This window comes from Streptomyces sp. NPDC088553, assembly GCF_044752965.1.
Taxonomy (GTDB): domain Bacteria; phylum Actinomycetota; class Actinomycetes; order Streptomycetales; family Streptomycetaceae; genus Streptomyces.
Map to the genome: position 1 here is coordinate 25,739 of NZ_JBIVMG010000003.1, position 22,093 is coordinate 47,831.

27 protein-coding genes are annotated in these 22,093 nt (G+C 71.9%); 10 read left to right on the forward strand and 17 right to left on the reverse strand.

Translation table 11 applies throughout. From position 1 onward, the window contains the following. Positions 1 to 241 precede the first annotated feature (241 nt). The 4 genes from ACIP8Z_RS09505 to ACIP8Z_RS09520 all read right to left on the reverse strand — a co-directional run bounded on the left by ACIP8Z_RS09505 (position 242) and on the right by ACIP8Z_RS09520 (position 1,657). Complete coding sequence (locus tag ACIP8Z_RS09505) at positions 242 to 403, reverse strand: DUF5670 family protein (protein WP_402080912.1); 162 nt, start codon at positions 401 to 403, stop codon at positions 242 to 244. 89 nt (positions 404 to 492) lie between these two features. Beyond that, entirely contained in the window at positions 493 to 894 is a 402-nt protein-coding gene (locus tag ACIP8Z_RS09510) for a hypothetical protein (protein ID WP_402080915.1), read from the reverse strand. Positions 895 to 1,000: 106 nt separating this feature from the next. Further along, positions 1,001 to 1,375, reverse strand: a complete 375-nt coding sequence (locus tag ACIP8Z_RS09515) for a PRC-barrel domain containing protein (protein ID WP_402080917.1) — start codon at positions 1,373 to 1,375, stop codon at positions 1,001 to 1,003. Between the two features lie 60 nt (positions 1,376 to 1,435). Beyond that, positions 1,436 to 1,657: a DUF6458 family protein gene (locus ACIP8Z_RS09520; RefSeq protein WP_319314162.1), complete on the reverse strand. Its 222-nt coding sequence runs from the start codon at positions 1,655 to 1,657 to the stop codon at positions 1,436 to 1,438. Between the two features lie 190 nt (positions 1,658 to 1,847). On the opposite strand from ACIP8Z_RS09520, the gene ACIP8Z_RS09525 reads away from it, so the two are divergent. Further along, on the forward strand, positions 1,848 to 2,207 hold the full coding sequence (locus ACIP8Z_RS09525) for a PRC-barrel domain containing protein (RefSeq protein WP_402080920.1): 360 nt from the start codon (positions 1,848 to 1,850) through the stop codon (positions 2,205 to 2,207). A gap of 48 nt (positions 2,208 to 2,255) precedes the next feature. Next, entirely contained in the window at positions 2,256 to 2,402 is a 147-nt protein-coding gene (locus ACIP8Z_RS09530; RefSeq protein ID WP_402080923.1) for a hypothetical protein, read from the forward strand. Positions 2,403 to 2,799: 397 nt separating this feature from the next. Here ACIP8Z_RS09530 and ACIP8Z_RS09535 read toward each other — a convergent pair whose 3' ends face one another. Further along, complete coding sequence (locus ACIP8Z_RS09535; protein ID WP_402080926.1) at positions 2,800 to 3,639, reverse strand: class II glutamine amidotransferase; 840 nt, start codon at positions 3,637 to 3,639, stop codon at positions 2,800 to 2,802. A gap of 172 nt (positions 3,640 to 3,811) precedes the next feature. On the opposite strand from ACIP8Z_RS09535, the gene ACIP8Z_RS09540 reads away from it, so the two are divergent. Continuing rightward, positions 3,812 to 4,324, forward strand: coding sequence for an SRPBCC family protein (locus ACIP8Z_RS09540; RefSeq protein WP_402080928.1), 513 nt, complete (start codon positions 3,812 to 3,814; stop codon positions 4,322 to 4,324). A gap of 86 nt (positions 4,325 to 4,410) precedes the next feature. On the opposite strand, the gene ACIP8Z_RS09545 is transcribed toward ACIP8Z_RS09540, so the two are convergent. The 7 genes from ACIP8Z_RS09545 to ACIP8Z_RS09575 all read right to left on the reverse strand — a co-directional run bounded on the left by ACIP8Z_RS09545 (position 4,411) and on the right by ACIP8Z_RS09575 (position 10,626). Next, positions 4,411 to 5,376, reverse strand: coding sequence for an LLM class F420-dependent oxidoreductase (locus tag ACIP8Z_RS09545; RefSeq protein WP_402080931.1), 966 nt, complete (start codon positions 5,374 to 5,376; stop codon positions 4,411 to 4,413). 139 nt (positions 5,377 to 5,515) lie between these two features. Beyond that, positions 5,516 to 6,004 (reverse strand): flavin reductase family protein, encoded by a 489-nt coding sequence (locus ACIP8Z_RS09550; RefSeq protein ID WP_402080934.1) that lies wholly within the window; start codon positions 6,002 to 6,004, stop codon positions 5,516 to 5,518. A 68-nt stretch (positions 6,005 to 6,072) separates the two neighbouring features. Beyond that, positions 6,073 to 7,440 carry a mycothione reductase gene (locus ACIP8Z_RS09555; RefSeq protein WP_402080937.1) on the reverse strand — a complete coding sequence of 456 codons (1,368 nt, stop codon included), beginning with the start codon at positions 7,438 to 7,440 and terminating at the stop codon, positions 6,073 to 6,075. Between the two features lie 91 nt (positions 7,441 to 7,531). After that, on the reverse strand, positions 7,532 to 8,611 hold the full coding sequence (locus ACIP8Z_RS09560; protein WP_402080939.1) for an iron-containing redox enzyme family protein: 1,080 nt from the start codon (positions 8,609 to 8,611) through the stop codon (positions 7,532 to 7,534). After that, positions 8,608 to 8,949, reverse strand: coding sequence for a CDGSH iron-sulfur domain-containing protein (locus ACIP8Z_RS09565; RefSeq protein ID WP_402080942.1), 342 nt, complete (start codon positions 8,947 to 8,949; stop codon positions 8,608 to 8,610). Before ACIP8Z_RS09565 ends, ACIP8Z_RS09560 begins: the two co-directional genes overlap by 4 nt. After that, complete coding sequence (locus ACIP8Z_RS09570; protein ID WP_402080945.1) at positions 8,939 to 9,619, reverse strand: HemK2/MTQ2 family protein methyltransferase; 681 nt, start codon at positions 9,617 to 9,619, stop codon at positions 8,939 to 8,941. The genes ACIP8Z_RS09565 and ACIP8Z_RS09570 overlap by 11 nt, the downstream gene beginning before the upstream one ends. A gap of 197 nt (positions 9,620 to 9,816) precedes the next feature. After that, positions 9,817 to 10,626, reverse strand: coding sequence for a DUF1206 domain-containing protein (locus ACIP8Z_RS09575; protein ID WP_402080947.1), 810 nt, complete (start codon positions 10,624 to 10,626; stop codon positions 9,817 to 9,819). Positions 10,627 to 10,824: 198 nt separating this feature from the next. Between ACIP8Z_RS09575 and ACIP8Z_RS09580 the strand changes: the two genes are divergently transcribed. Next, complete coding sequence (locus ACIP8Z_RS09580) at positions 10,825 to 11,082, forward strand: WhiB family transcriptional regulator (RefSeq protein ID WP_319314140.1); 258 nt, start codon at positions 10,825 to 10,827, stop codon at positions 11,080 to 11,082. 231 nt (positions 11,083 to 11,313) lie between these two features. After that, positions 11,314 to 11,754, forward strand: a complete 441-nt coding sequence (locus ACIP8Z_RS09585; RefSeq protein ID WP_402080948.1) for a VOC family protein — start codon at positions 11,314 to 11,316, stop codon at positions 11,752 to 11,754. A gap of 195 nt (positions 11,755 to 11,949) precedes the next feature. On the opposite strand, the gene ACIP8Z_RS09590 is transcribed toward ACIP8Z_RS09585, so the two are convergent. After that, a complete protein-coding gene (locus tag ACIP8Z_RS09590; RefSeq protein WP_402080950.1) occupies positions 11,950 to 12,915 on the reverse strand; it encodes a pirin family protein in 966 nt (321 codons plus the stop codon). Between the two features lie 120 nt (positions 12,916 to 13,035). Between ACIP8Z_RS09590 and ACIP8Z_RS09595 the strand changes: the two genes are divergently transcribed. The 3 genes from ACIP8Z_RS09595 (at position 13,036) to ACIP8Z_RS09605 (ending at position 14,615) form a co-directional block, all read left to right on the forward strand. Continuing rightward, positions 13,036 to 13,383 carry a tetratricopeptide repeat protein gene (locus tag ACIP8Z_RS09595; protein WP_402080953.1) on the forward strand — a complete coding sequence of 116 codons (348 nt, stop codon included), beginning with the start codon at positions 13,036 to 13,038 and terminating at the stop codon, positions 13,381 to 13,383. Positions 13,384 to 13,428: 45 nt separating this feature from the next. Continuing rightward, the gene (locus ACIP8Z_RS09600) at positions 13,429 to 13,866 is read left to right on the forward strand and encodes a DUF6153 family protein (RefSeq protein ID WP_402080956.1); all 438 of its coding nucleotides are present in this window, start codon (positions 13,429 to 13,431) and stop codon (positions 13,864 to 13,866) included. Between the two features lie 92 nt (positions 13,867 to 13,958). Continuing rightward, positions 13,959 to 14,615 carry a DUF305 domain-containing protein gene (locus ACIP8Z_RS09605; RefSeq protein ID WP_402080958.1) on the forward strand — a complete coding sequence of 219 codons (657 nt, stop codon included), beginning with the start codon at positions 13,959 to 13,961 and terminating at the stop codon, positions 14,613 to 14,615. A gap of 117 nt (positions 14,616 to 14,732) precedes the next feature. Here the strand turns inward: ACIP8Z_RS09605 and ACIP8Z_RS09610 are convergent, their stop codons facing one another. Continuing rightward, entirely contained in the window at positions 14,733 to 16,391 is a 1,659-nt protein-coding gene (locus ACIP8Z_RS09610) for an amidohydrolase (RefSeq protein ID WP_402080960.1), read from the reverse strand. A 93-nt stretch (positions 16,392 to 16,484) separates the two neighbouring features. After that, positions 16,485 to 17,924, reverse strand: a complete 1,440-nt coding sequence (locus ACIP8Z_RS09615; RefSeq protein WP_402080962.1) for a purine-cytosine permease family protein — start codon at positions 17,922 to 17,924, stop codon at positions 16,485 to 16,487. A gap of 210 nt (positions 17,925 to 18,134) precedes the next feature. On the opposite strand from ACIP8Z_RS09615, the gene ACIP8Z_RS09620 reads away from it, so the two are divergent. Then, a complete protein-coding gene (locus ACIP8Z_RS09620; protein WP_402080965.1) occupies positions 18,135 to 18,884 on the forward strand; it encodes a TetR/AcrR family transcriptional regulator in 750 nt (249 codons plus the stop codon). A gap of 7 nt (positions 18,885 to 18,891) precedes the next feature. Here the strand turns inward: ACIP8Z_RS09620 and ACIP8Z_RS09625 are convergent, their stop codons facing one another. Then, positions 18,892 to 20,340, reverse strand: a complete 1,449-nt coding sequence (locus tag ACIP8Z_RS09625) for a dihydrolipoyl dehydrogenase family protein (protein WP_402080967.1) — start codon at positions 20,338 to 20,340, stop codon at positions 18,892 to 18,894. A gap of 115 nt (positions 20,341 to 20,455) precedes the next feature. Here ACIP8Z_RS09625 and trxA point away from each other — a divergent pair, with 115 nt between their 5' ends. Then, a complete protein-coding gene (trxA, locus tag ACIP8Z_RS09630; protein ID WP_355965405.1) occupies positions 20,456 to 20,821 on the forward strand; it encodes a thioredoxin in 366 nt (121 codons plus the stop codon). Positions 20,822 to 20,881: 60 nt separating this feature from the next. On the opposite strand, the gene ACIP8Z_RS09635 is transcribed toward trxA, so the two are convergent. Further along, positions 20,882 to 22,069 carry a thiolase family protein gene (locus ACIP8Z_RS09635; protein WP_402080970.1) on the reverse strand — a complete coding sequence of 396 codons (1,188 nt, stop codon included), beginning with the start codon at positions 22,067 to 22,069 and terminating at the stop codon, positions 20,882 to 20,884. Between the last annotated feature and the right edge of the window lie 24 nt (positions 22,070 to 22,093).

Genomic DNA, 22,093 nt, shown 5'->3' on the forward strand with positions numbered 1-22,093 from the left:
CCGTACGGCAATGATGACGACACTACCTCTCCGTGATCGACGAAAGGAGGGCGGTGCCACGTCATGCGGCTGGAACACGTCGTCCGCCCGGGTTCCCCGGGGCTGCGGGAGGGTTCCGCGAGGACGCGTCGGCGTCGGCCGCCCGAGCACGCGGGCGAGCCCGGCACGCTCCGTTCGGAGCGTGCCGGGCTCATTCGTGCCGGGGGTCGGGTCCACACCTCCGGTGGACGACCGGGGCCGCCTACCAGCGGTACCAGCGGCCCGTGCCGCCCTTGGGCCGGGCCACGAAGCCCAGCAGCCACAGGACGAGGACGAGGACGGCTATCCACCAGAGCATCTTGACCGCGAAGCCGAGGCCGAAGAGCAGCAGGGCGAGCAGGAGAACGAGAATCAGGGGAACCATGAAGGTCTACCTCCGAAGGGCGGTGGTGAAGGGTCCGGACGGACGGGGTACGAGGTGTACGCGCCGCCGGGAAGGGGGAGTCTCGCCCCTCAGGAGCGGCGCTCGAGGAACAGGGCCACCGGCCCGAGGTCACGTCGCCGCGCTCGCCGTCCCAGCGTGTACGCGAGGGTGAGCGCGGCCACCGTGCCCGCGGCGGCGCTCGCCGTCAGCGCCTTGTGCGCGCGGACGGTGGTCCACAGGGTGTTCCCGGTGCCGCGGGCGGCCTGCGCGGCCGTGCGGGCCCTCTCGGGGAACGGGTCGGGAAGGGCAGACAGCTCCCCCGGGGTCACGTCGATGTGCGCCGTGTCGGGGTCGTACGACTCCGCCGTGCCGGGCACGTACGACTCCGCCGTGTCGGGGTCGTACGTCTCCGTGACGTCGGGGAGGTCCGGCACGGCGTACAGCCTGGTCCAGGGGATCGGGTCCTGTCCGCTCTTCTCCGAAGCACTCATGAGACCCGTCTCACCGGATATGCCCGGGGCAAACCTGACGCGTCGTAGCGGGCGGGCTCCTCGTGCCGTCGCCGTGTGAACCGGCACGAACCCGGGCCACGGTTTGTCAGATGGCACCGGTGCCGCCCGAAAAAGGTCCGCCGGTTCGGTAGTACTGGGTGATCTCCTCGCGGTACTGCCGGTCCGCGAGGTGCTTGTCGGAGACGAACTCGGGTGCGTCCTTCACCTGTTCCTTGGACAGCGCGAGATGGATCGTGTAGTCCTCCAGGTCCACGCGGGTCACCGCGCTCGCCGGGATCAGGGCCTCCTTGCCGAAGATCCAGACGCCCGTGTCGACGACCAGATAGGCGTCGTCCACCTCGTCGGAGTGCTTGTCGACCTTGCCGATGTGTCCGTCGGACGCCTCGACCCGCCACCCGATGAGGTCGATGCCCGCCAGGTGGCCGGACTCCGTGCCGTAGGACCAGATGCGATCGGTCATCACTGTCACTCCTTGTCGTTGTACGTCGTGTCTGTCACGGCATCGAACGCGCGGGCCGCCTCAGAGCAGGTCACGCCGGTCGTCGGCGGCCGTGGGCGCCACGGGCGGAACCACCATCCGGCGGCGGCGCAGCACGCTCGTGTACACGGCGGTTCCGAGGAAGCCGACCGCCATGAGGATCAGGCCGACCAGGTCGAGGTCGACGGCTTCGAGCTCCCAGTCGGACGCGAAGGTGAGGATGGCGCCGACGGCGATCATGATGATGAACAGTCCCAGACCCATGATTGCTCCCTCCCGAAAGGGTTGGACGGCGTCCGCGTACCCGGCCCTCCCGGGATCATGCCGCCCGTGCCACGCCCGACGGTTTCGCGGTCCGGCGGATCCGGATGGTGTGGGACGGCGACGACGGGCAACACGGAGTGACAGAACACGAAGCCTGGCGGCACTCGCCCTCGTCGGAAGGAAGACAGCCATGGCGCACGACATCTGGACCTACGGGGCGACCGCGGCCCCTGCGGCGCGTCTCAACCTGACCGGGTACAGGGTCGAGGCCACGGACGGGTTCGCGGGCACGGTCGACACGTACGAGCCCACGGCCGGCCGCGCCCATGTCGTGGTGGACACGGCCCCCTGGATCCCCGGCAGACGCGTCATCGTTCCCGCGGGGGTCGTGACGGCGGTCGACCCCGATGGGGAGAGGCTCGCCATCGCCTGCTCCAAGCAGCAGATCGAGGACGCCCCGCGATTCGAACCGGGGCCCGACCGCGACCGGGACGACGACGAGCCCCACCGGATGGGGCTGATCGACTACTACCTGGCGTTCTTCCGATAGGCGATCCCCCGCTGGCACGTCCCGCCCTTGCGATCCAAGGAGACTCCCATGAGCGCAATACTGACCCGCATCAAGCGATTCGCCCACAGCCCGCAGGGCCGCGGCGCGGCGGCGTCCGTCCGCCGGGCCGCCGCCGACCCCCGCAAGCGCGCCCAGGTGCAGCGCCTTCTCACCAAGCTTCGCGGCCGCCGCTGACGGCCACTCACCCGGCACGGCAGGCCGGTGGAACGGCGACGCCCCGCGCTGCTACGGCGCGGGGCGTCGCCGCGTGCGGCGCCCGCCGGGGTCAGGGGTGGGGAAAGGCGGCGTTCGGCCGCTCCGCCGGAGGAGAAGCGGGCTGACGCCTTTCATGGCACCGCGCCGCCGCCCGGAAGGGGGAAGGACCGGGCGGCGGCTTTTGGGAGCGCGCGCCCCATCGGGCGGCTGCCCTGTCCGGCGGGATGTACACCTGGCGAGAAGCGCGGGACACGCCCGCGAGCGCCCTGCCCCGCAGCCGGCGGCAACACGAGCCCGGCCGGTCCGCCGCACGCCACCCCGGAGACGCGCCGGGTCCCCGCCCGGCGGACCGGTGTCACAGCCCGGCGGACCGGTGTCACAACGGTCTCGGCGAGAACGGAACATAGTCCGCCGCCGAGCCAGACGGAACGACCGTGTAGCTGGCCTGCGGCAGTTCGTTCCACACACCCGGCAGATCCCCCAGAGGCTCGGAGACGACGATGCGGGTCTCGTCGGAGATCTCCCTCAGGTAGTCCAGCTCAGGATGAAGACGCCGCACGGTCTCGGCCCTGCTGCTGTAGAAGAGCGAGCGGGCCTTTCCCTGACTGGAATAGCGAAAAGCCCATACGCGCTCTCCGTCACTCACCGCGACCGTCATCTGCAGGGGTTCCGGCACGCCGTGTCTCTCGCCGAGGCTCTCGACCAGGCCGGCCATGCGGGCGACCGCTCCCGGGGCGTCCTGATCGAGGCCGAAGGTGACGGCCAGGTAGAACATCACCTCGGAGTCCGTCGAACCTTCCATGAAGGGGAAGAGCACCGGATCGACGGCCATGCACAGGTCCCTCTGCAGCCGGGGAAAGTCCGCGATGGCCCCGTTGTGCATCCACAGCCAGCGACCGTGCCGGAAAGGATGGCAGTTCGTCTGCTGGACCGCGGAGCCCGTGGAAGCGCGGACGTGGGCGAAGAACAGGGAAGATCGGACATGCGACGCGAGTTCCTGCAGATTGCGGTTGTTCCAGGCCGGTCCGACATCGCGGAATACCGCGGGCGTCCCGTCGCCGTCCGAGCCGTACCAACCGACTCCGAACCCGTCGCCGTTGGTCGACTCGACGCCCATCCGGGCGTGGAGGCTCTGGTTGATCAGGGAATGTTCCGGGCGGTAGAGCACGGCGTCGAGCAGGAGGGGCGAACCGGAGTACGCCAGCCAGCGGCACATACGGACCACATCTCCTTCGAGGTCTGTTCCGAGCCTACGCCGGTCACCGCTGTCACGGGCCTCAGGTCGTTCCGCCCCTCACCGCCGACGAGTTTCACGCGTATCGGTAGGGATGACGGGTAGGCGCCGGGTTGTCCGCGGAATTTACATCGATCACGTGAGGAGAGTTCTCGTGAGCATGGTGAAGGAATCAATCGACGTCGACATTCCGCTGCACCACGTGTACAACCAGTGGACGCAGTTCGAGGAGTTCCCCAGCTTCATGGAGGGAGTCGAAGACGTTCGCCAGCTGGACGACAAGCATTGTCACTGGAGGACGAAGGTCGGGGGCGTCGAGCGTGAATTCGACACCGAGATCGTCGATCAGCTGCCGGACGAACGAATCTCCTGGCGCACGGTGAGCGGCGATTCGAAGCAAAAGGGAGTCGTCACGTTCCAGAGCCTCGACGAGGGGCACACGCGCGTGATCCTCGCGATGGACTTCCAGCCGGAGGGCATGGCCGAAAAGGCCGGCGACATGATGGGCGTCCTCGACCGCAAGGTCAAGGGCGATCTGCGGAGGTTCAAGGGCTTCATCGAAGAACGAGGGCGGGAAACCGGCGGATGGCGCGGCCGCATCACTCCCGGGCAGGCCGGTCCGGCGACGAACCCCTCGGGGAATGCCGGCCGTCCTATGGAGGGATGAGAAGCCGTTCACCGAACGTGCGCCGAACCACAGCCGTCAGGCCAGGCCCCGCGGGGCCTGGCCTGACGGCTGTGCCGGACATGCGCTCACAGCTCCCGCAGGGCCGGCAGGAGCTTCGTCTCCGCCCAGTCCAGGAAGGGTGCCTGTCGGTCGCCGCCGATCTGGACCAGGGCGATCTCGGTGAATCCGGCGTCGACGTAGGGGCGTACCGCGTCGACGAAGACCTCCACGTCGTCGCCGCAGGGTACGGCATCCGCGACGTCCTCGGGCCTGGTGTGCTGCGAGGCCTGGTCGAAGCTTGCGGGGCCGGGGAGTTCGGCGTTGACCTTCCAGCCCCCGAGTGCCCAGCGGAACTGGTCGTGGGCCCGGGCCACCGCCGCTTCCCGGTCGGGGTCGTACGAGACCGGGAGCTGGCCCACGCACGGTTTGCCGGCGCCTCCGTACGCGCCGAACGCGGTCAGGAGCTCCTTCTTCGGCTCGGTGGCGATGAGCAGGTCGCCGTGGAGGCCGGCGATCTCGCAGGAGCGGTCTCCGGAGACGGCGATCCCGATCGGGGGCGGCTCGTCGGGGAGGTCCCAGATTCTGGCGTTCTCGACGTCGTAGTGGGGGCCGTGGTGGCTGACGTACCCGCCGGCGAACAGGGAACGGATGATCTCCACGGCTTCTTCGAGCATCTCCAGGCGGACGGGGGCGGCGGGCCAGCCCTCGCCGACGATGTGTTCGTTGAGGTTCTCGCCCGACCCGAGGCCCAGCCGGAAGCGCCCCTGGGACAGGAGCTGCATCGTGGCCGCCTTCTGGGCGACCACCGCGGGGTGGTAGCGGAACGTAGGGCAGGTCACGTACGTCATGAGCGGGATCCGGGAGGTCGCCTGCGCGGCGGCGCCCAGCACGCTCCACGCGTAGGGCGCGTGTCCTTGGGCCTCCAGCCAGGGGAAGGAGTGGTCGGAGATGACGGAGAAGTCGAATCCCGCCCGCTCCGCTCCCACCACATGGTCGACCAGCTCCCGGGGTCCGGCCTGCTCGGTCATCATCGTGTATCCGATTCGCACCATACCGGGCGGCTTTCCGCTTCGGTCCCCCTGAAACGTGTCGGCCCTCCCCTGCGGGGCGGCGGTGTGGGGCAGGGGTGGGCCGCGGCCCGCGTCGGCCGGGCGGATCACGCCGTACCGGTCCCCCGCGCCGTCCGTGGGCTCAGGCCGGGTGGCCCGCGTCCAGGTCCCGTACCTCCCGGAAGCGGAGCAGCACGGGCGGTGGGCCCTCGGCCGGCGGGCACACCGCCACGGGCGCCAGGAGGAATCCCACGTGGTCGCCGCCCTCGATACGCCCCTCGATCCGGCCGGTGAACCAGGTGGCCGGCTCCTCCAGGATCGGGCTGCCCCCCTCTCCGGGCCGCCACCCGATCGCGGCGAACTTGTCGACCCGGTCGCCCGTCTCCTCACCGAAGAGGGCCGCCAGCTCCCGCTCGTCCCGGTGGAGCAGATGCACGGTGAGGTACTCGGCCTCGCACGCGACGCGGTACGTGTGGTTGGCGACCGACAGCCACACGGCGAACCTCGGCGGGTCGATGGAGCACTGCGAGGCGAAACCCACCAGGCAGCCCGCCCGCTCACCGCCGGACGCGGCCGTGACGACGTACATCGGGCCGTCGAGTGCGTCGGTGAAGGGGTCCGCGTCCGTCATGGCGCCTCCTGTGTTTCCACGTGGTCCTGGTCCTGTGGGCGGCGGGGCCTCTTCCGGCGCCGCGGGCCTCACAGACCGAGGTCGAGCAGGGCGTTCTCCACGACCTCGGTGAGCGCGGGATGGATCCAGTACGGGGACTCGGCGAGGGTGGTGGCGTCGATCCCGAGCGTCGCCGCCAGGACGAGGGGCTGGATGAGTGTCGAGGCCTCGGCACCCATCAGATGGGCGCCGAGGATACGGCCCGTGCCCGGCTCGGCGAGCACCTTGCAGAATCCGCTGGTGTCCTCCATCGCCCAGCCGTAGGCGACGTCGCCGTAGCCGGCCAGCCCCACGACGTGGTCCACGCCCCTGTCGCGGCAGTCCTGCTCGGTGGCGCCGAGCGAGGCGATCTGGGGCTGGGTGAAGACCGCTGCCGGTACCAGGTCGTGGTCGGCGGCGATGAGGTCGTCGGGGTGGCGGAGGTTGTGTGCGACGACCTTGGCCTCACGGTTGGCGACGTGTTTGAGCGGCACCGGTGAGCAGATGTCCCCCAGGGCGAAGACGCCTTCGGCGGTGGTGCGCTGATGCCGGTCGACGCGCACCCGGCCGTCGTCGTGGGTGGCGATGCCGGCCGCTGCCACGTTCAGCCGGTCGCTGTTCGGGGCCCGGCCCACGGCGACGAGCAGCATGTCCGCGTCGACCGTCGACCCGTCGTCCAGGCTGAGCCGCAGCGCGCCCGGCCGGCCGCCGACCGCGGTGAGCTCCCGGCCGAGCCGGAGGTCGTAGCGGGAGCGGACCAGTTCCGTGAAGCGCTCCGCGACGGTCTCGTCCTGCGGGCCGAGCAGGCGCTTCTCCTTCTCCACGACGGTGACGGAGCAACCCGTCTGTGCGAACACCTCGGCCAGCTCCGCGGCGATGTATCCGCCGCCGAGGACGGCCAGGCGCCGTGGCGGAGCGTCGATCCGCATGATGGTGTCGGACGTCTCGTACGGCAGGCCCACCTCCGCGACGGGTCCGGGGATCACGGGCCTGCTGCCCGCAGCGACGACGATCTGCCCGGCGCTGACGTCGACGGTCCCGTGCTCGCTCTCGATCCGAAGGGTCCTGGGCCCGATGAACCGGGCGCTGCCCTCGTACACGGTGACCGAGTCCTGCTCCACGCGCCCCTGACGGCCGCTGTCCCGCTCGGCGTCCAACCGCCCGAAGACCCGGTCGCGCGCCTGGCGCCAGCGCACCGCCCGCAGCTCGGCGTCCACGTCGTACGCCCCGGCCTCCCGTACGGTCCGGGCGATCTGGGCGGTGTACGCGAGCATCTTGCTCGGGATGCACCCGGAGTTGAGACAGGTGCCGCCGAACCAGCGTTCCTCGACGATCGCCACGTCCAGATCGGCGAACGAGTCATCGACCACCGCGTTGCCGGACCCCGCACCGATGACGACAAGATCGTGGTGACGCATCCGGCCAGCGTACGAGGCTCGTTCCGGGGCCGATGCGCTGACGCACCGGCCTCCGTCGGAATCGTTCATCGGGTTCACCACCGCGGAGCCCTCATTCGGCACGCTCCCGGGTCCGTGCGCTCAAGGGCGTGCGCAAGGCGCTGCGTCCCTCGCCCCAGGCCGCGCCGATGTGCTCCGCGAGGCGGTCCTCCAGGTGGACGGTGGCCGCGCAGCCGAAGGCGATGTCGGCCTCCAGGTCCGGCTCGTCCGCGAGGAGTCCGCCGATGACCTCGTGGCGCACGACCTGCTCGTGCACGGCGTCCGCCTCGACGTGCTCGGCGTAGAAGTGCTCGGCCGCCGCTCCTGCCCCGCAGCGCCGCATCGCCTTGGCGAGTCGCCTGGAGCCGGGTGAGGAGGTCACCTCGACACAGGCGAAGTGACCGACGAGAAAACCTCGGTGGGACCGGTGGAGCCCGAAGAGGGACATCAGGTTGACGGTGGCGAGCAGCGGCGCGGGGGCCTGGTCCAGGTAGCGGCCGTACGCGGGGTCGAGGCCGAGGTCCACCATGAGGTCGGCGAAGAGCCGGGCGTGGATCCGGTCGGGGTGGCCGGCACCGAACTCGTCGAATTCGATGGCGGCCATCGCGGCCTTGGCCCGGCCCCGCAGCCGGGGGATCACCCAGACGTGCGGGTCGGCCTCCTTGAGGTGGTAGAGCGAGCGCAGAGCCGCGTACTCCCGCAACTGCCACAGCTCGCCCTTCCGTTCCAGGTGGCGGCTGAGACTGCCGGCGGAGTCCAGCGGCTCGACGAGCAGCGGGGCGAAGGCCTCCTCGACCGATCGGGGGGCGGCGGACAGTTCGGTGCTCAGGGCGTGCAGGAAGCGGGCTTCCATGGCCTGGCGCAGCCGGAGGAGCTCCGGGTCCCATTCGCGGTCGTCGTCCACCCCGTCGAAGCCGCGGTAGTGGAGCTCGTACAGGAGGTAGAGACCGAGCTGGAGGTCCTCGCCCCAGGGGTCGGCTGTCAGGACGGCGCCCGGGCGGTACGTCGGACTGCTGTTCGACCGGAGTGCCTCGGTGACGGCGGCCGACAAGGGGCCGCGCGGTGCGACCAGGCGGGGGCCGACGGGGGCCGCGGTGCTCGCGATCGCCGTGGTGGCTGGGGTGCGCAAGGTGCTCGTGATCGAGGGCGTCATGAGGGATTCCTGTCCTCGGAGGGCGGGACGGCGCGCTCGCGGGGGCGGTGGCTGGTGTCGCACCACGGGTAGATGCGGCTGCGGCGGCAGGTGCAGAGGGCGACCATGAAGCGCTCGGAGCGGGCGACCGTTCCGTCGTCGAGGACCATCTCGACCGGCCCCTCGACGAGGGCGGGGCCCTTGGGGTCCTTGGCCGCCCGGTGGGCCGGCGCCTTCTCGCGGGCCGGCGCCTTCTCGCGGGCCGGCGCCTTCTCGCGGGCCGGCGCCCTCTCGCGGGCCGGGCGGGGGGTGTTCCGGGCGTCGCCGGGGGTGTCCGGGGAGTCGGAGTCAGCGTGCACGGATGACCACCAGCTCTTCCTGTTCCTCGGTCTCGGCCGCCAGGCCCACCCGGGCCAGCCAGGTCCGGCGCGAGCGCAGGACCGGCCCCCAGGGCACCGAGGCCCGGGCCGTGACTTCCGCGATCATGCCCGCCGCGGTCAGTCGGTCCACGGTCTCCTGGGCCCCGCACATCTGTGAATGCACCAGGAGCAGGACCCCACCGGGCCGGAGCAGCGCCGGAGCGTTCGCGCAGATGCGATCGATGATGGCTCGCCCGTCCGGTCCGGCGTCCCAGGCCCGTTCCGGCCCTCGCGAGGGCGGCAGGACGTCCGGTGCCGGCACATAGGGCGGATTCGAGACGACGAGGTCGAAGCGGCGGCCCGCGCTGCGCGCCGCGAAGTCGCCGTGAACGACGCGCAGGGGCAGTCTCTGACGCAGGGCGTTGAGACGGGCTGTGACGACGGCGGGCCACGAGACGTCGACAGCCGTGACCCGGGCCCGTCGCCGAGCCGCGTCGAGGGCGAGTGCGCCGGTGCCCGTACCGATCTCCAGCACCTCGGTCCCCGGCCCGAGGTCCTCCTGGGCCAGGGCGTGGGCGAGCAGACGTGTGTCCGCCTGCGGCCGGTAGACGCCCGGCAGGGCGATGAGCCCGCCTGGCCGTGCGCCCAGGGTCAGAGCCGTACCGGACACGGGATACCTCCATCATCGACGGGACCGATCGTGGGCGTGACGGCGCCGACCGGCTGCTCCCTGCTGCGACTGCCCCGTGCGGGGCCGCTCATCCACGGCGCGGCGATCTTTCGACGCGCGGGGAGGCGACGGACACGAGGAGTGACGTCGGGCATGGGCACGGGGTCGACGCCGCCTGCCTGTGCGGGGGCGACGGATCAGACCTCGCGCCACTTGGACTGGCCGAAAGAGAACGCCCCGAAGAGCGCGAGACCGACGGCGACGGCGACCAGAAGCCACGGGCCCGCCGGGGTCTCCGCGAACGAGCGGATCGCGTCGTCCATGCCCTTGGCCTCACCCGGATCGGACTGGCTCGACGCCTTCAGACCGAAGAAGCCGACGGCGGCGAACACGAGCCCGCGCGCGACGCCGCCCGCTACGCCCGTCACATCCATGAAGCGGCGCTGCAGCGTCGACATCCGCTGCCGTTCCAGATGGTCCCGGTACTTGCGCAGCACGGCCCGGCCGGCGATCCACAGCCCCGCGCCCAGGATGCCCGCGGCCGCCGCCCCCACCCACCACGGGCCGCCGGGCAGTGCCAGGAGACGGCTCGTGACGTCATGGCTCTGCCGGTCGGTCGACCCCGCGCCACTGCCCCGGTCCCCCGTCGCGAAGGACAGGACGAGGAAGGAGGTGACCGCGTAGAAGACGAACCGGCCACCGGACAGAGCGCGCTTGCCGGGGCGGTCGCCCTTGGGCCCGGCGGCCCCGAAGACCGCTTCCGAGAGCCGCCACAACGCCATGCCGGCAAGGCCGACGCCGAGGGCCCAGAGCAGGACGACCCCGAACGGCGTCGTGACGACCTGCGCGAGGGCTCCGCCCCGGTCGGCCTGCTCGCCCGTGCCCGTCAGTCCGATGCGTACGGCGAGGGCTCCGACGAGAAGGTAGAGCACCCCTCGCGCCACGAAGCCCGCCCTCGCGCCTGCCCGTACGAGCTCTCCGCGGCCCGCTCTTCTCGCCGCTCTCATGGACGACTCTCCTGTGGCCATGACCGGTCACTCCCCTCGGGTTGGAACCTTCGGGTGCCCCGTCCGAGCGATCCGAACCAGGTCGGCCCGCGCCACGTCGTCGGGCGGGAACGGGGGCGGACTCGCGGGGCTGACAGCGTTTCAAGTGCCGCCGATCGGTCAGCCGAAGAGAAGACACCCACGGACAGGAGGAATGACATGGACAGCTGGCGCGCATCCGCTGCCTGCCAGGACGTCGACCCCGACCTCTTCTTCCCGGTGGGAACCGGCGCCCCCGCTCTGGTCCAGGCCGAGGAGGCCAAGGAGATCTGCCGAGGCTGCCCCGTTCGGGAGGCCTGTCTCGATTGGGCCATGGACGACTCCCGCCAGGTCACAGGAGTGTGGGGCGGTCTCGACGAGAACGAACGCCGGGCCCTGAAGCGGCGGTTGCGCAACCGCGCGGTCAAGGCGCGGTGAGGAACCGCCCGAGCGGTCTCGGTCTCGGCAGGGCATCCGGTGGCCGGGCCGCACCCCTTGGCCCATGGTGAGTGTGTGGCGCACCGACCTCTCCCCCCTCGACGCATGACCACTGGCCGGCGGCCGCGGCTGCGGCTGCGGGCGGGACGGATGTCGAGAACGCGACACCGGCTCCGTCCCCGGGGCATCGGCGGCCACCACCGGTCGCACGAGGACGAAGGAGAGACCAGCATGGCGATTCAGCGGATGGACAACGTCGGCATCGTGGTCGACGACATGGATGCCGCCGTCGCGTTCTTCGTGGAACTCGGTATGGAGCTGGAGGGCAGGGGGGAGGTCAAGGGCCGCTTCGCCGACCAGTGCACCGGACTCGAAGGCGTCCACTGCGACATCGCGATGGTCCGGACCCCCGACGGCCACAGCCGGCTCGAACTGGCGAGGTACCGCAGCCCCGCGGCGACCGGCGGCGAGCCGCGCGACCGGCCGCACAACGTCCTGGGCACGCACCGCGTCATGTTCGCCGTCGACGACATCGAGGACACCGTCGCCCGCCTGCGCCCTCACGGCGCCACCCTCGTCGGCGAGATCGCGCGGTTCGAGGACAGCTATCTGCTCTGCTACGTCCGGGGCCCGGAAGGCATCATCGTCGGACTGGCCGAACAGCTGAGCTGAGGATGCGTCGGCGGAGGGCCGCCGTCCTCGCGAGGCGAAGCCCGGCGTCTTCGGCCGGATTCCGCCGTCAGGACTGCGGTTCCGCCGGGTCCCGCTCCATGAGGTGGCTGCCCATCGTGGCGTTCGGGTCGATCACGACGGTCCCGCCGGCCCATGAGCTGCGCAGACCACAGCGCCGAGACCGGCCACCCCGGGTCAGCGCACCCGACCCCGGGCCTTCAGCTGGGTCGCCGGGACCTCCGGGGCGTCCAGGCGGGCGCCGTCGTAGCCCTTCACCTCGCCGAAGCGGTCGCTCGTCATCCACTCCTCTCGGGCCTTCCTGATCTCCTCGTCCGTGCGGCCCACGAAGTTCCACCACATGACGATCTCCTCCTCGAACGGCTCGCCGCCGAGGAGCATCAGACCGGCGTCCGAGGCCGCGCGGAGGGGAAGCTCGGTGCGGCCGCAGCCGAGGTAGAGCATGGAGCCGGGCAGCACCGGGACGCCGTCGACGTGGACCTCGCCGGACATGGCGAGGACCGCGTACTCGAAGTCGGGGTCCAGGGGGAGGCGCGCCTCCGTGCCGGAGGTGAGCGCGAGGTCGGCGCCGACGATCGGGCTGTACGTCGTGCCGGGCGAGACGGCGCCGTCGAGCTCGCCGAGGATCACCGTGGCCGTCAGGCCCGGCCTCGTGACCCGGGGCAGGTCGGCGTGGTGCTGGAAGTGCGGCTCCACATGGCGGTGGGCGTCGGGGAGGGCCACCCAGAGCTGCGCGCCGTGGAGGTAGCGGGCGTGCGGCCGCGGGCTCTCCTCCGAGTGGGAGATCGCCCGGCCCGAGGTCATGAGGCCGAGCTCGCGGGGGCGGATGGCCTGGAGGCTGCCGGTGGAGTCGCGGTGCAGGACCTCGCCCTCGTGGAGCCAGCTGACGGTCTGGAGTCCCATGTGCGGGTGCGGCGGGACCTGCATGCCCGGTTCGTCGGCGATGTCGTCGGGGCCGTAATGGTCGACGAACGCCCAGGCCCCGACCATCCGCCTGCCCAGGTTCGGGAGCAGTCGGCGGACCTCGGTCGACTCACCGAGCTGGACACGGCGGGGGCTGAGGAGTTCCCGTACCGGCTCGGCGACGACGAATCCGCGGCCGCCGCACACGGTCAGCGCGGCCTGACGATCAAGATTGCTCATGCTCAACCTGTTCCTGTCCGGAGACGGCAATCATTGTGGAATGTTAAACCATCTCGGTGTGTTGACGTGGTCGACCACCCCACAGGGTGGCAGATCCGGGCCTCGGGAAAGGGCGCGCAAGTGAGCGACACGTACTACGAGTTCGGAACGGCCGGCGAGCGCTGGGAGCGCGCCCGGTTCTTCTTCGACGCGAAGGAGTACGGAACGGCCGTCCGCATCCTCACCGGGCTGGTGGCGGAGCACCCGGAGCAGACTGCCCAGCGGCTCCTTCTCGCCCGCGCCTACTACCACTCCGCCCAGCTCTCCCGGGCCGAGACCGAGCTCCGGGCGATCCTGGAGCGCGACCCGGTCGAGCACTACGCCCGGCTGATGCTCGGCCGCACCCTGGAGCGCCTGGGACGCGCCGACGAGGCCGCGCCGCACCTGCGGATGGCCGCCGCGATGGCGGGCGAGACACCGCCGGCCTGACGCGCCCCTGATACCCCCGTCCGGTATATTCGGCGGCCAGGAGGTATGGCCGTGTGTACACACCGAGCGGAACGCCGCAGACGAGCGGAAGGTGCCCTGGCGCACCTTCTGCTCGTCGTCCTGCTCGCGCTCGGGGTGTTCCTGATGCACGCCGTCGGCCACCCCGACGGGTCCGCCGGGGGCATGGAGACCGGCTCGGCGTCGGCCCATCACTCCGTCACCTCCCACGGTGACGAGGGCTCCGAAGCCGACGCGCGCTCCGACGGCGACGCGGGGCACGAGCCGGGCTCGGGGATGGACATGACCACTCTGTGCGTGGCCGTCCTCGCCGGCTGGCTGCTCGCGGGGCTCGTCAGGGCCGCGCTCGGACGCCGCCCCGACTGGCTCACCCTGTTGCTCGCGCGGCTGGCGCCCGCGCCGGGACCGCACGCGCCCCCGCCCCTGCCTCCCGACCTCGCCCAGCTGTCCGTCCTGCGGATCTAGGCCGTACCGCCGCCGCGGGCGCCTCGCGCTGCCCGTGAACGTCTTCGGCCTGCCCCTTTCCGTCTGTACGACCAGCACACGAGGTATCACCCATGCGTTCCTTCACCCATCGCACCGCCAGGAAGTTCGCCCTCGTCGGCGCCGCCACCGCGACCGGGCTGCTGCTCACCGCCTGCGGCACGGACGACGGCAAGAGCGGAATGGACCACGGCGGTACGTCCGCCACGGCGTCCGCCTCCGCCTCCGCGTCCGGCTCCGGCGGCGTGGCCGCCGCACCCGGCGCCTTCAACGACGCGGACGTCATGTTCGCGCAGATGATGATCCCCCACCACGAGCAGGCCCTGGAGATGGCGGAACTCGCCGAGGGCCGCGCCCAGGACCCCGAGGTCAAGAAGCTGGTCACCGCGATCGAGCAGGCCCAGGACCCCGAGATCCAGAAGATGAGGGCCTGGCTCAAGGGCTGGGGCAAGCCCGAGTCCGCCGGTCACGGCACCGGCGGCGGGGGCGGCCACGGCATGGCCGGGATGATGTCCGAGCAGGACATGAAGGACCTCGCCGCGGTCAAGGGCAAGGCCTTCGACCGCAAGTTCGCCGAGCTGATGATCGCCCACCACAACGGCGCCGTCGACATGGCGAAGGACGAGCGGAAGAACGGCGAGAACCCCACCGCCAAGGCACTCGCCGACGACGTCGTACGCACCCAGTCCGACGAGGTCGCCGCCCTGAGGAAGATCCTCGACCGGCTCTGAGCCACCCGGCTCCCCCTGGTCGTAGACACGGCATACGGGTACGTCCGCGCGCCACGGGCGGCCCGCCCCTCTTCGGGGCGGGCCGCCCCCGCCGCCGTACCCCCGCGCGCTCCCCGCTCAGCGCTCCACGACCACCTCGCCGCCCACCACCACGGTCTCCGCCACCGTGCCCGGGATCTCCTCCGGGGCGATGCGCAGGATGTCGCGGGAGAGGACGACGAAGTCGGCGAGCTTGCCGACGGTCAGCGAACCCCGTTCGTGTTCGAGGAAGTTGGCGTACGCGGAGCCCATCGTGTAGCCCTCGACAGCGGTCTCGACGTCGATCGTCTCCCCCGCCGTCCACGCCTCCCCGCCACCGGGCGGCCGGCGGGTCACGGCGGCGTGGATGCCGACCATGGGGTCCATCTCGGCGACGTTCCAGTCGCTGGAGAGGGCGAGGACGGCGCCCGCCTCGCTCAGGCTGCGCAGCGGCCAGGCCTTGTGCCAGCGGTCGGGGCCGACGTTCTCGGCCCAGTCCTGGCCCGGTCCCGCGATGTCCGGGGCGGCGTGCCGGGGCTGCATGCAGGCGACGACGCCGAGTTCGGCGAAGCGCGGGGTGTCGGCCGGGTCGAGGCACTCGACGTGGACGATCTGGTGGCGGGCGTCGCGCGGCCCGTTGGCGGCGCGGGCCCGCTCGACGGAGTCGAGCACGGTACGGATGCCCCGGTCGCCGGTGGCGTGGACGAAGCACTGGAAGCCGCGCGCGTCGAGCCGGGTGAGCAGCTCGGCGAACTCCTCGGGCGGGTAGAAGGTGTCGCCGCGGTGGTGGGCGCAGCCCGCGTACGGTTCCAGGAGGGCGGCCGTACGGGGTTCCACGACGTCGTCGATGTACAGCTTGAGCGGCCCGACCCGCAGCCGGTCGTCCGCGAACTCCTGCGACACGGCCCGGAATTCGTCCAGGTCGCTGTCGGTCGTGCCGCGCGGGTGGAAGAGCGCGGCGACGATCCGGGAGCGCAGGCGGCCCTCGGCGCGGGCGCGCTGGAAGAGGGCGAGGTCGTCGAGGGAGTTCTGGGGTTCGACGACGGTGGTGATGCCGAAGCCGATGGCGTCGTCGAGGCTCTTGGCGAGCCGGCCGTACTGCCGGTCCGGGGCGGCCCAGGGGACGCCGAGGTCGCGCAGGGCGCGGTGGCCGTCGCGGGAGAGCCCCTTGACGGCGAAGTCCTTGACGAATCCGGTGGGTTCGCCGGTCGTCGGGTCGGTGACGGCCCGCCCGAAGGGGAGGTCGGTGTGGTCGCGGTCGACGCCGAGCCTGCGGAGGGCGGCGGTGTTGAGCCAGGCGGTGTGGACGTCGTAGCTGAGGACGAGGGCGGGGGTGTCGCCGGTGGCCGGGTCGAGGTCGGCGGCGGTGGGCATGCGCCCGTCGGGGACGGCGGAGTAGTCGAAGGCCTCGGCCTCGATCCACGCGGCGTCGGGGTGCTTGGTGCGCCAGGCGCGGATGCGGTCGTGGATCGCGTCGAGGGTGCGGGCTCCGGCGAGCTGGACGCAGGCGTCGTCGGAGCCGAGGCGGACGTGGTTGTGGGCGTCGACGAAACCGGGCAGGACGAGCCGTCCGCCGGCGTCGAGGACCCGGGTGCCGGGCCCGGCCCAGGCGCGCGCCTCCGCGTCGGGGCCGATCCAGACGATCCGGCCGTCACGGACGGCGAGGGCCTCGGCCTCCGGGAGCGCGGGGTCGACGGTGTGGATCCGGGCGCCGGTGAGGAGGAGGTCGGCGGGGGAAGGGGTGGTGGTGCTGTTCATGCGGGGTGACTCCGTGACGTGCGTACGAGGGGTGTTCATGCGGTTTCCGGGGGCTCAGGGGTGTACCGACGCCGTTCCGGTGGGACCGAGGGGTCAGGGATGAACCGGCGCCGGCTCCGGGTCCGGGTCCGGCGCGACCGTCCCACGCGCGAGGAGCACGTAGACGAGAGCCGAGACTCCCGCGCCGAGCAGCGTGAGGTCCGCGCCGCCGAGCGGGGCGACGAGCGGGCCGGTCCACAGCTCGGAGTCGCAGGTCAGCGCCGAGAAGAGCAGGCCCGCGAGGAGCGCGGTCAGGCCGGGCGGGTGCCAGCCGGCGCGGTACCAGTAGGCGCCGCCGGTGCGCGCGTGCAGGCCCGCGGAGTCGTACGTGCAGCGGCGGAGCACCATGTCGGCGAGGAAGACCCCGCCCCAGGGGGCGAAGACGATGATCAGGAGGGAGAGGAAGGAGAGGAGCGAGGTGGTGAAGTCGGTGAGGAAGAGGGCGCCGAGGGAGCCGGCGGCCGTCACGGCGGCGCTGATGACGATGGCGCGGGCCCGGCTCCAGGGGATGCCGAGGACCTGGAGGTTCAGGCTCGACGAGTAGAGCGTGATGATCGAGTTGGTGACGGACCCGCCGAGGACCAGGGCGAGGAAGAGCGGCTGGAACCAGCCGGGGAGCAGGCTCTCGGTGCCGGCGACGGCGTCGGTCATGTCGGCCTGGGTCGCGGCGGCCACCCCGGCCACGCCGAGGGCGACGGAGGAGACGAAGCCGCCGAGGGCTCCGCTCCAGGTCACGGCCTTGAGGGAGGTCGTGCGGGGCAGGTAGCGGGTGTAGTCGGCGGGCATGGGGAGGTACGAGAAGGGGCCGGCGAGCATCACGACGAAGGCGAGGCTCCAGCCGGCGGCGCCGGGTGCGGCGGAGGGTGCGGCGGTGTCGGCGCCGGGCAGGACGAGAACGAGCAGGGCGGCGAAGCCGACGGCGAGGACGTACGCCATCCAGCGTTCGGCGAACTGGACGGTGGCGTGGCCCCAGAGGGCGACGGCGAAGGTCAGCGCGAGGGTGACCCCGAGCGCGAGGGCGCGGGTGGTGGGGCCGCCGCTCCAGCCGAGGTCGGCGAAGAAGGCTTCGAGGGCGAGGGTGCCCACCACGGTGTTCACGATGGTGTAGCCGATGCTGACGATCCAGTTGAGCAGACCGGCCGGCCAGTTGCCGCGCAGACCGAAGGCGGCGCGGGAGATGACGAGGGTGGCGGTGCCGGTGCGGACGCCGCTCAGGCCTGCCGCGCCGATGGCGAGGAAGGAGAGGCCGCCGATCACGACGACCGCGGTGGCCTGCCAGAAGGAGAGCCCGAAGGCGACGGCGAGGGCGCCGTTGATGACGTAGGTGAAGGTGAGGTTCGAGCCGAACCAGAGCCAGAAGACGTCCTTGGCGCTGCCGTGCCGTTCGGCGTCGGGGATGGGGTCGATCCCGTGCTCCTCGACCTGGAACACCTCGTCCCGGGCCGTGGCCGCCGTGGCCCCCGTACTCCCGGGCGCCGTCTCGTGTCCGAGCACATCGCACCTCCTGATCCTGAGCGTCGTCGCGGACGCTGCCGTGAACCTTTTCGTGAACGCCGTCTCGAACGCTGTCTTGAATGACGTTCTAAGTTCTTGAATGGCATTCAAGATGTGCGATGGGTTCCGGCCACGTCAAGACCTTGGGGGTTGCGATTAAGGTCGATCCAGCAGAGACACCGGTGGATCGGCGGAACGGGGACAGTGGCGGTGGCAGGGGCGGCACGACGGCGGGACGGGCACGTCACCCAGGAACGGATGCTGGAGGAGGCCATGACGGCGATCGCCGAGGACGGCCTCTCCTCGCTCACGATGTCGGCGCTCGCGGAGCGGCTCGGCACGAGCGGCGGCCACATCCTGTACTACTTCGGCAGCAAGGACCTGCTGCTGCTCGCCGCCCTCCGGTGGAGCGAGTCCGCGCTGGCCGAGGAGCGCCGCGCACTGCTGTCCCGACGGATCACGGCCGAGCGCAAGCTCGACCGGTTCCTGCGGCTTTATCTGCCGCGCGGGCCGCGCGATCCGCGCTGGACCCTGTGGATCGAGCTGTGGGCCCGCACCCCCGGCAACAGCGCGCTCGGCGAGGCCCAGGAGGAGCTGGACCGGGGGTGGCACGAGGACCTGGAGACGCTCCTGACGGCGGGCGTCGCGCGGCGGCGCTTCGCCCCGCTCGACGCCGGGGCGCGCGCCTCCGAACTCCTGGCCCTGCTCGACGGGTTGAGCACCCGGGTCGTCCTGGGCCAGGAGTCAGGTCGCGATCCGCGACCCGCTCTTGAGGTGGCCCGCTCGGCGGTACGGGCGCTGATCGCCCCGTACGCCTCCGGTGCCGACGGCGAACCGAGCGTCGGCGCCGACGCCCCGGACGCTGCCGACGGCGAACCGAGCGTCAGCGGCGACTCCTCGGACGGTGCCGCCGGGGGCCCGAGCGTCACCGACAACGCCCCGGACAGCGCTGCCTCATGACGGCTCGTCAGCCCCGGTAGGCCTCAAGGAGCCGCAGCCACGCCTCGCTCAGCGTCGGGTACGACGGTACGGCGTGCCACAGGCGGGCGATCGGGACCTCGCCGACGACCGCGACCGTCGCCGAGTGGACGAGCTCGCCGATGCCCGGGCCGACGAAGGTGGCGCCGAGGATCACCTCGCGGTCGAGGTCGACGACCATCCGGGCGTGCCCCTGGTAGCCCTGGGCGTAGAGCCCGGCCCCGGCGACGTGGCTCATGTCGAGGTCCACGGCACGGACCCGGTGGCCGGCCCGCTCCGCCTCGGCGAGCGAGAGCCCGACGGCGGCCGCCTCGGGGTCGCTGAACACCACCTGCGGTACGGCGGCGTGGTCGGCGGTGGCCGCGTGCGCGCCCCAGCTCGACTCGTCCAGGGCTTCCGCACCCTGCGCGCGGGCCGCGATCGCGGCGCCGGCGATCCGGGCCTGATACTTGCCCTGGTGGGTCAGGAGCGCGCGGTGGTTGACGTCCCCGACGGCGTACAGCCAGTCGGTGCCGGTGACCTTGAGGCTGTCGTCGACATCGAGCCAGGAGCCCGGCTTCAGGCCGACGGTCTCCAGGCCGATGTCCTCGGTGCGCGGGGCCCGGCCGGTCGCGAACAGCACCTGGTCGCCCTCGACGTGGTCGCCGCCCTCCAGGACCACGGTGACCGGTCCCGTACCGCCGTCGCGTACGACCGCGCTGACCGAGACGCCGGTCAGGATGTCCGCGCCGCGCGCGGTGAGGGCCGCGGCCACGTGCTCGCCGACGAAGGGTTCCATCCGGGGCAGCAGTCCCCCACCCCGTACGAGCATCGTCACCTTCGACCCGAAGGCGTGCCAGGCGGTCGCCATCTCGACGCCCACGACTCCCCCGCCGACCACGATCAGCCGCCCTGGCACCCGGTCGGAGCTGGTCGCCTCGCGGCTGGTCCAGGGGCGCGCCCCGGAGAGTCCCGGCAGGTCGGGGAGGACGGCGCGGCTGCCGGTGCAGACGGCGACCGCGTGGCGGGCGGTGAGGACGTGCCGCTCGCCCTCGGGGCCCGCGACCTCGACCCGGCGCGGCCCGAGGAGACGGCCGTGGCCCCGGAAGATCCGTACGCCGATCGAGTCGAGCCAGTCCACCTGGCCGTCGTCCGTCCAGTCGCCGACGACCTCGTTCCGGTGGGCGAAGACCTCCGGGGCGTCGAGCGGGCCTTGGACCGACGCGCGCAGGCCCGCCACCTTCCGGGCGTCGGAGCGGGCGATCACGGGGCGCAGGAGGGCCTTGCTGGGCATGCAGGCCCAGTACGAGCACTCGCCTCCGATCAGCTCGCTCTCGACGATCGCGGCGCTGAGGCCGGCGGCCCGCACCCGGTCGACGACGTTCTCCCCCACGGGTCCGGCCCCCAGGACCACCACGTCGTACTCGTGCTCGTGCTCGCTCTCCACCGTTCGCGTCATGGGTGACAGTCTGGCTCAGCGGTGCGGAATAGCGCGGCTCGATACGCCGTTGTGCCGGGCGAGTCCCCAGGGGACCGTGAGGACACCGCCAGGAGATCCCCGAAAGGTAGGAACAATGAGCACCGTAGAGCTCACCAAGGACAACTTCGACGAGGTCGTGAGTGGGAACGATTTCGTCCTGATCGACTTCTGGGCTTCCTGGTGCGGTCCCTGCCGTCAGTTCGCCCCGGTCTACGACGCGGCGTCCGAGCGCCACGAGGACCTGGTCTTCGCCAAGGTGGACACCGAGGCGCAGCCGGAGCTCGCGGCGGCGTTCGAGATCCGCTCGATCCCGACGCTGATGATCGTCCGCGACAACGTGGCGATCTTCGCGCAGCCCGGCGCCCTGCCGGAGGCCGCGCTGGAGGACGTCATCGGCCAGGCACGGAAGCTGGACATGGACGAGGTCCGCAAGTCCGTCGAGGACGCCAAGCAGAAGTGATCCACCGCGAGGGGGGTACGGGATCCGCTCCCGTACCCCCCTCGCGTGCTGTCCGGGTGCTCAGCGCTCCAGGACCAGGGCGAGGCCCTGGCCGACGCCGATGCAGAGGGCGGCGAGGCCGGTGCCCGAGCCGGCCGCCGCCAGCTGGTGGGCGACCGATCCTGCGAGGCGCGCGCCCGAGGCACCCAGCGGGTGGCCGATGGCGATGGCTCCACCGCGAGGATTCACGATGTCGGGGTCCAGTTCCGGCCATTCCGCGAGGCAGCCGAGGGACTGGGCCGCGAAGGCCTCGTTCAGCTCGAAGGTCCGCAGGTCGGCGAAGGAACGACCCGACTTCTCCAGGGCCCGCCGGACCGCCTCGACCGGGCCGAGGCCGAAGAGCTGGGGCTCGATGCCGGTGACCGCGGAGGTGCGGATCCGGGCGAGCGGCTCCCGGCCGGTCTCCCGCAGCCCGTCCTCGTCGACGAGCAGCAGGGCGGCGGCGCCGTCGTTGAGCGGGGAGGAGTTGCCCGCCGTGACCGTGCCGCCCTCGGGGCGGAAGGAGGGCTTCAGCTTGGCGAGGGCCTCCAGGGACGTGGAGTCGCGGATGCATTCGTCGCGGGCGAGCTCCACCCCCGGGTAGGGGACGATCTCGTCGTCGTACAGACCCTTCGCCCGTGCCTCGGCGGCCTTGCGGTGGCTGGCGAGCGCGAAGGCGTCCTGCTGCTCGCGGGTGATGCCGTGCCTGTCGGCGATCAGCTCCGCGCCCTCGCCGAGCGGGACCGTCCACTCGGCGGGCATGCGCGGGTTCGTCATGCGCCAGCCGAGGGTCGTGGAGTGCAGCTGCTGGTGGCCCGCCGGGAAGGCCCGCTCGGGCTTCTGCAGGACCCAGGGGGCGCGGGACATCGACTCGACACCGCCGGCGATCGCCACGGAGGCGTCGCCGAGGGCGATGGCGCGGGCCGCCTGGATGACGGCCTCGAGACCGGAGCCGCAGAGGCGGTTGACGGTGACGCCGGGCACGGAGACGGGCAGCCCGGCGAGCAGCACGGCCATCCGCGCGACGTCGCGGTTGTCCTCGCCGGCGCCGTTCGCGTCGCCGAAGTAGACGTCGTCGACGCGCGCCGGGTCGAGTGCGGGAGTGCGGTCCACGAGGGCCCGGACGACGTGTCCGGCGAGGTCGTCGGGACGTACCGGGGCGAGGGCACCCCCGAACTTCCCTATCGGGGTGCGGACGGCGTCGACGATGTAGACGTCGCGGATGCTCATCGGTTCTCTCCCACGTGACCTTCG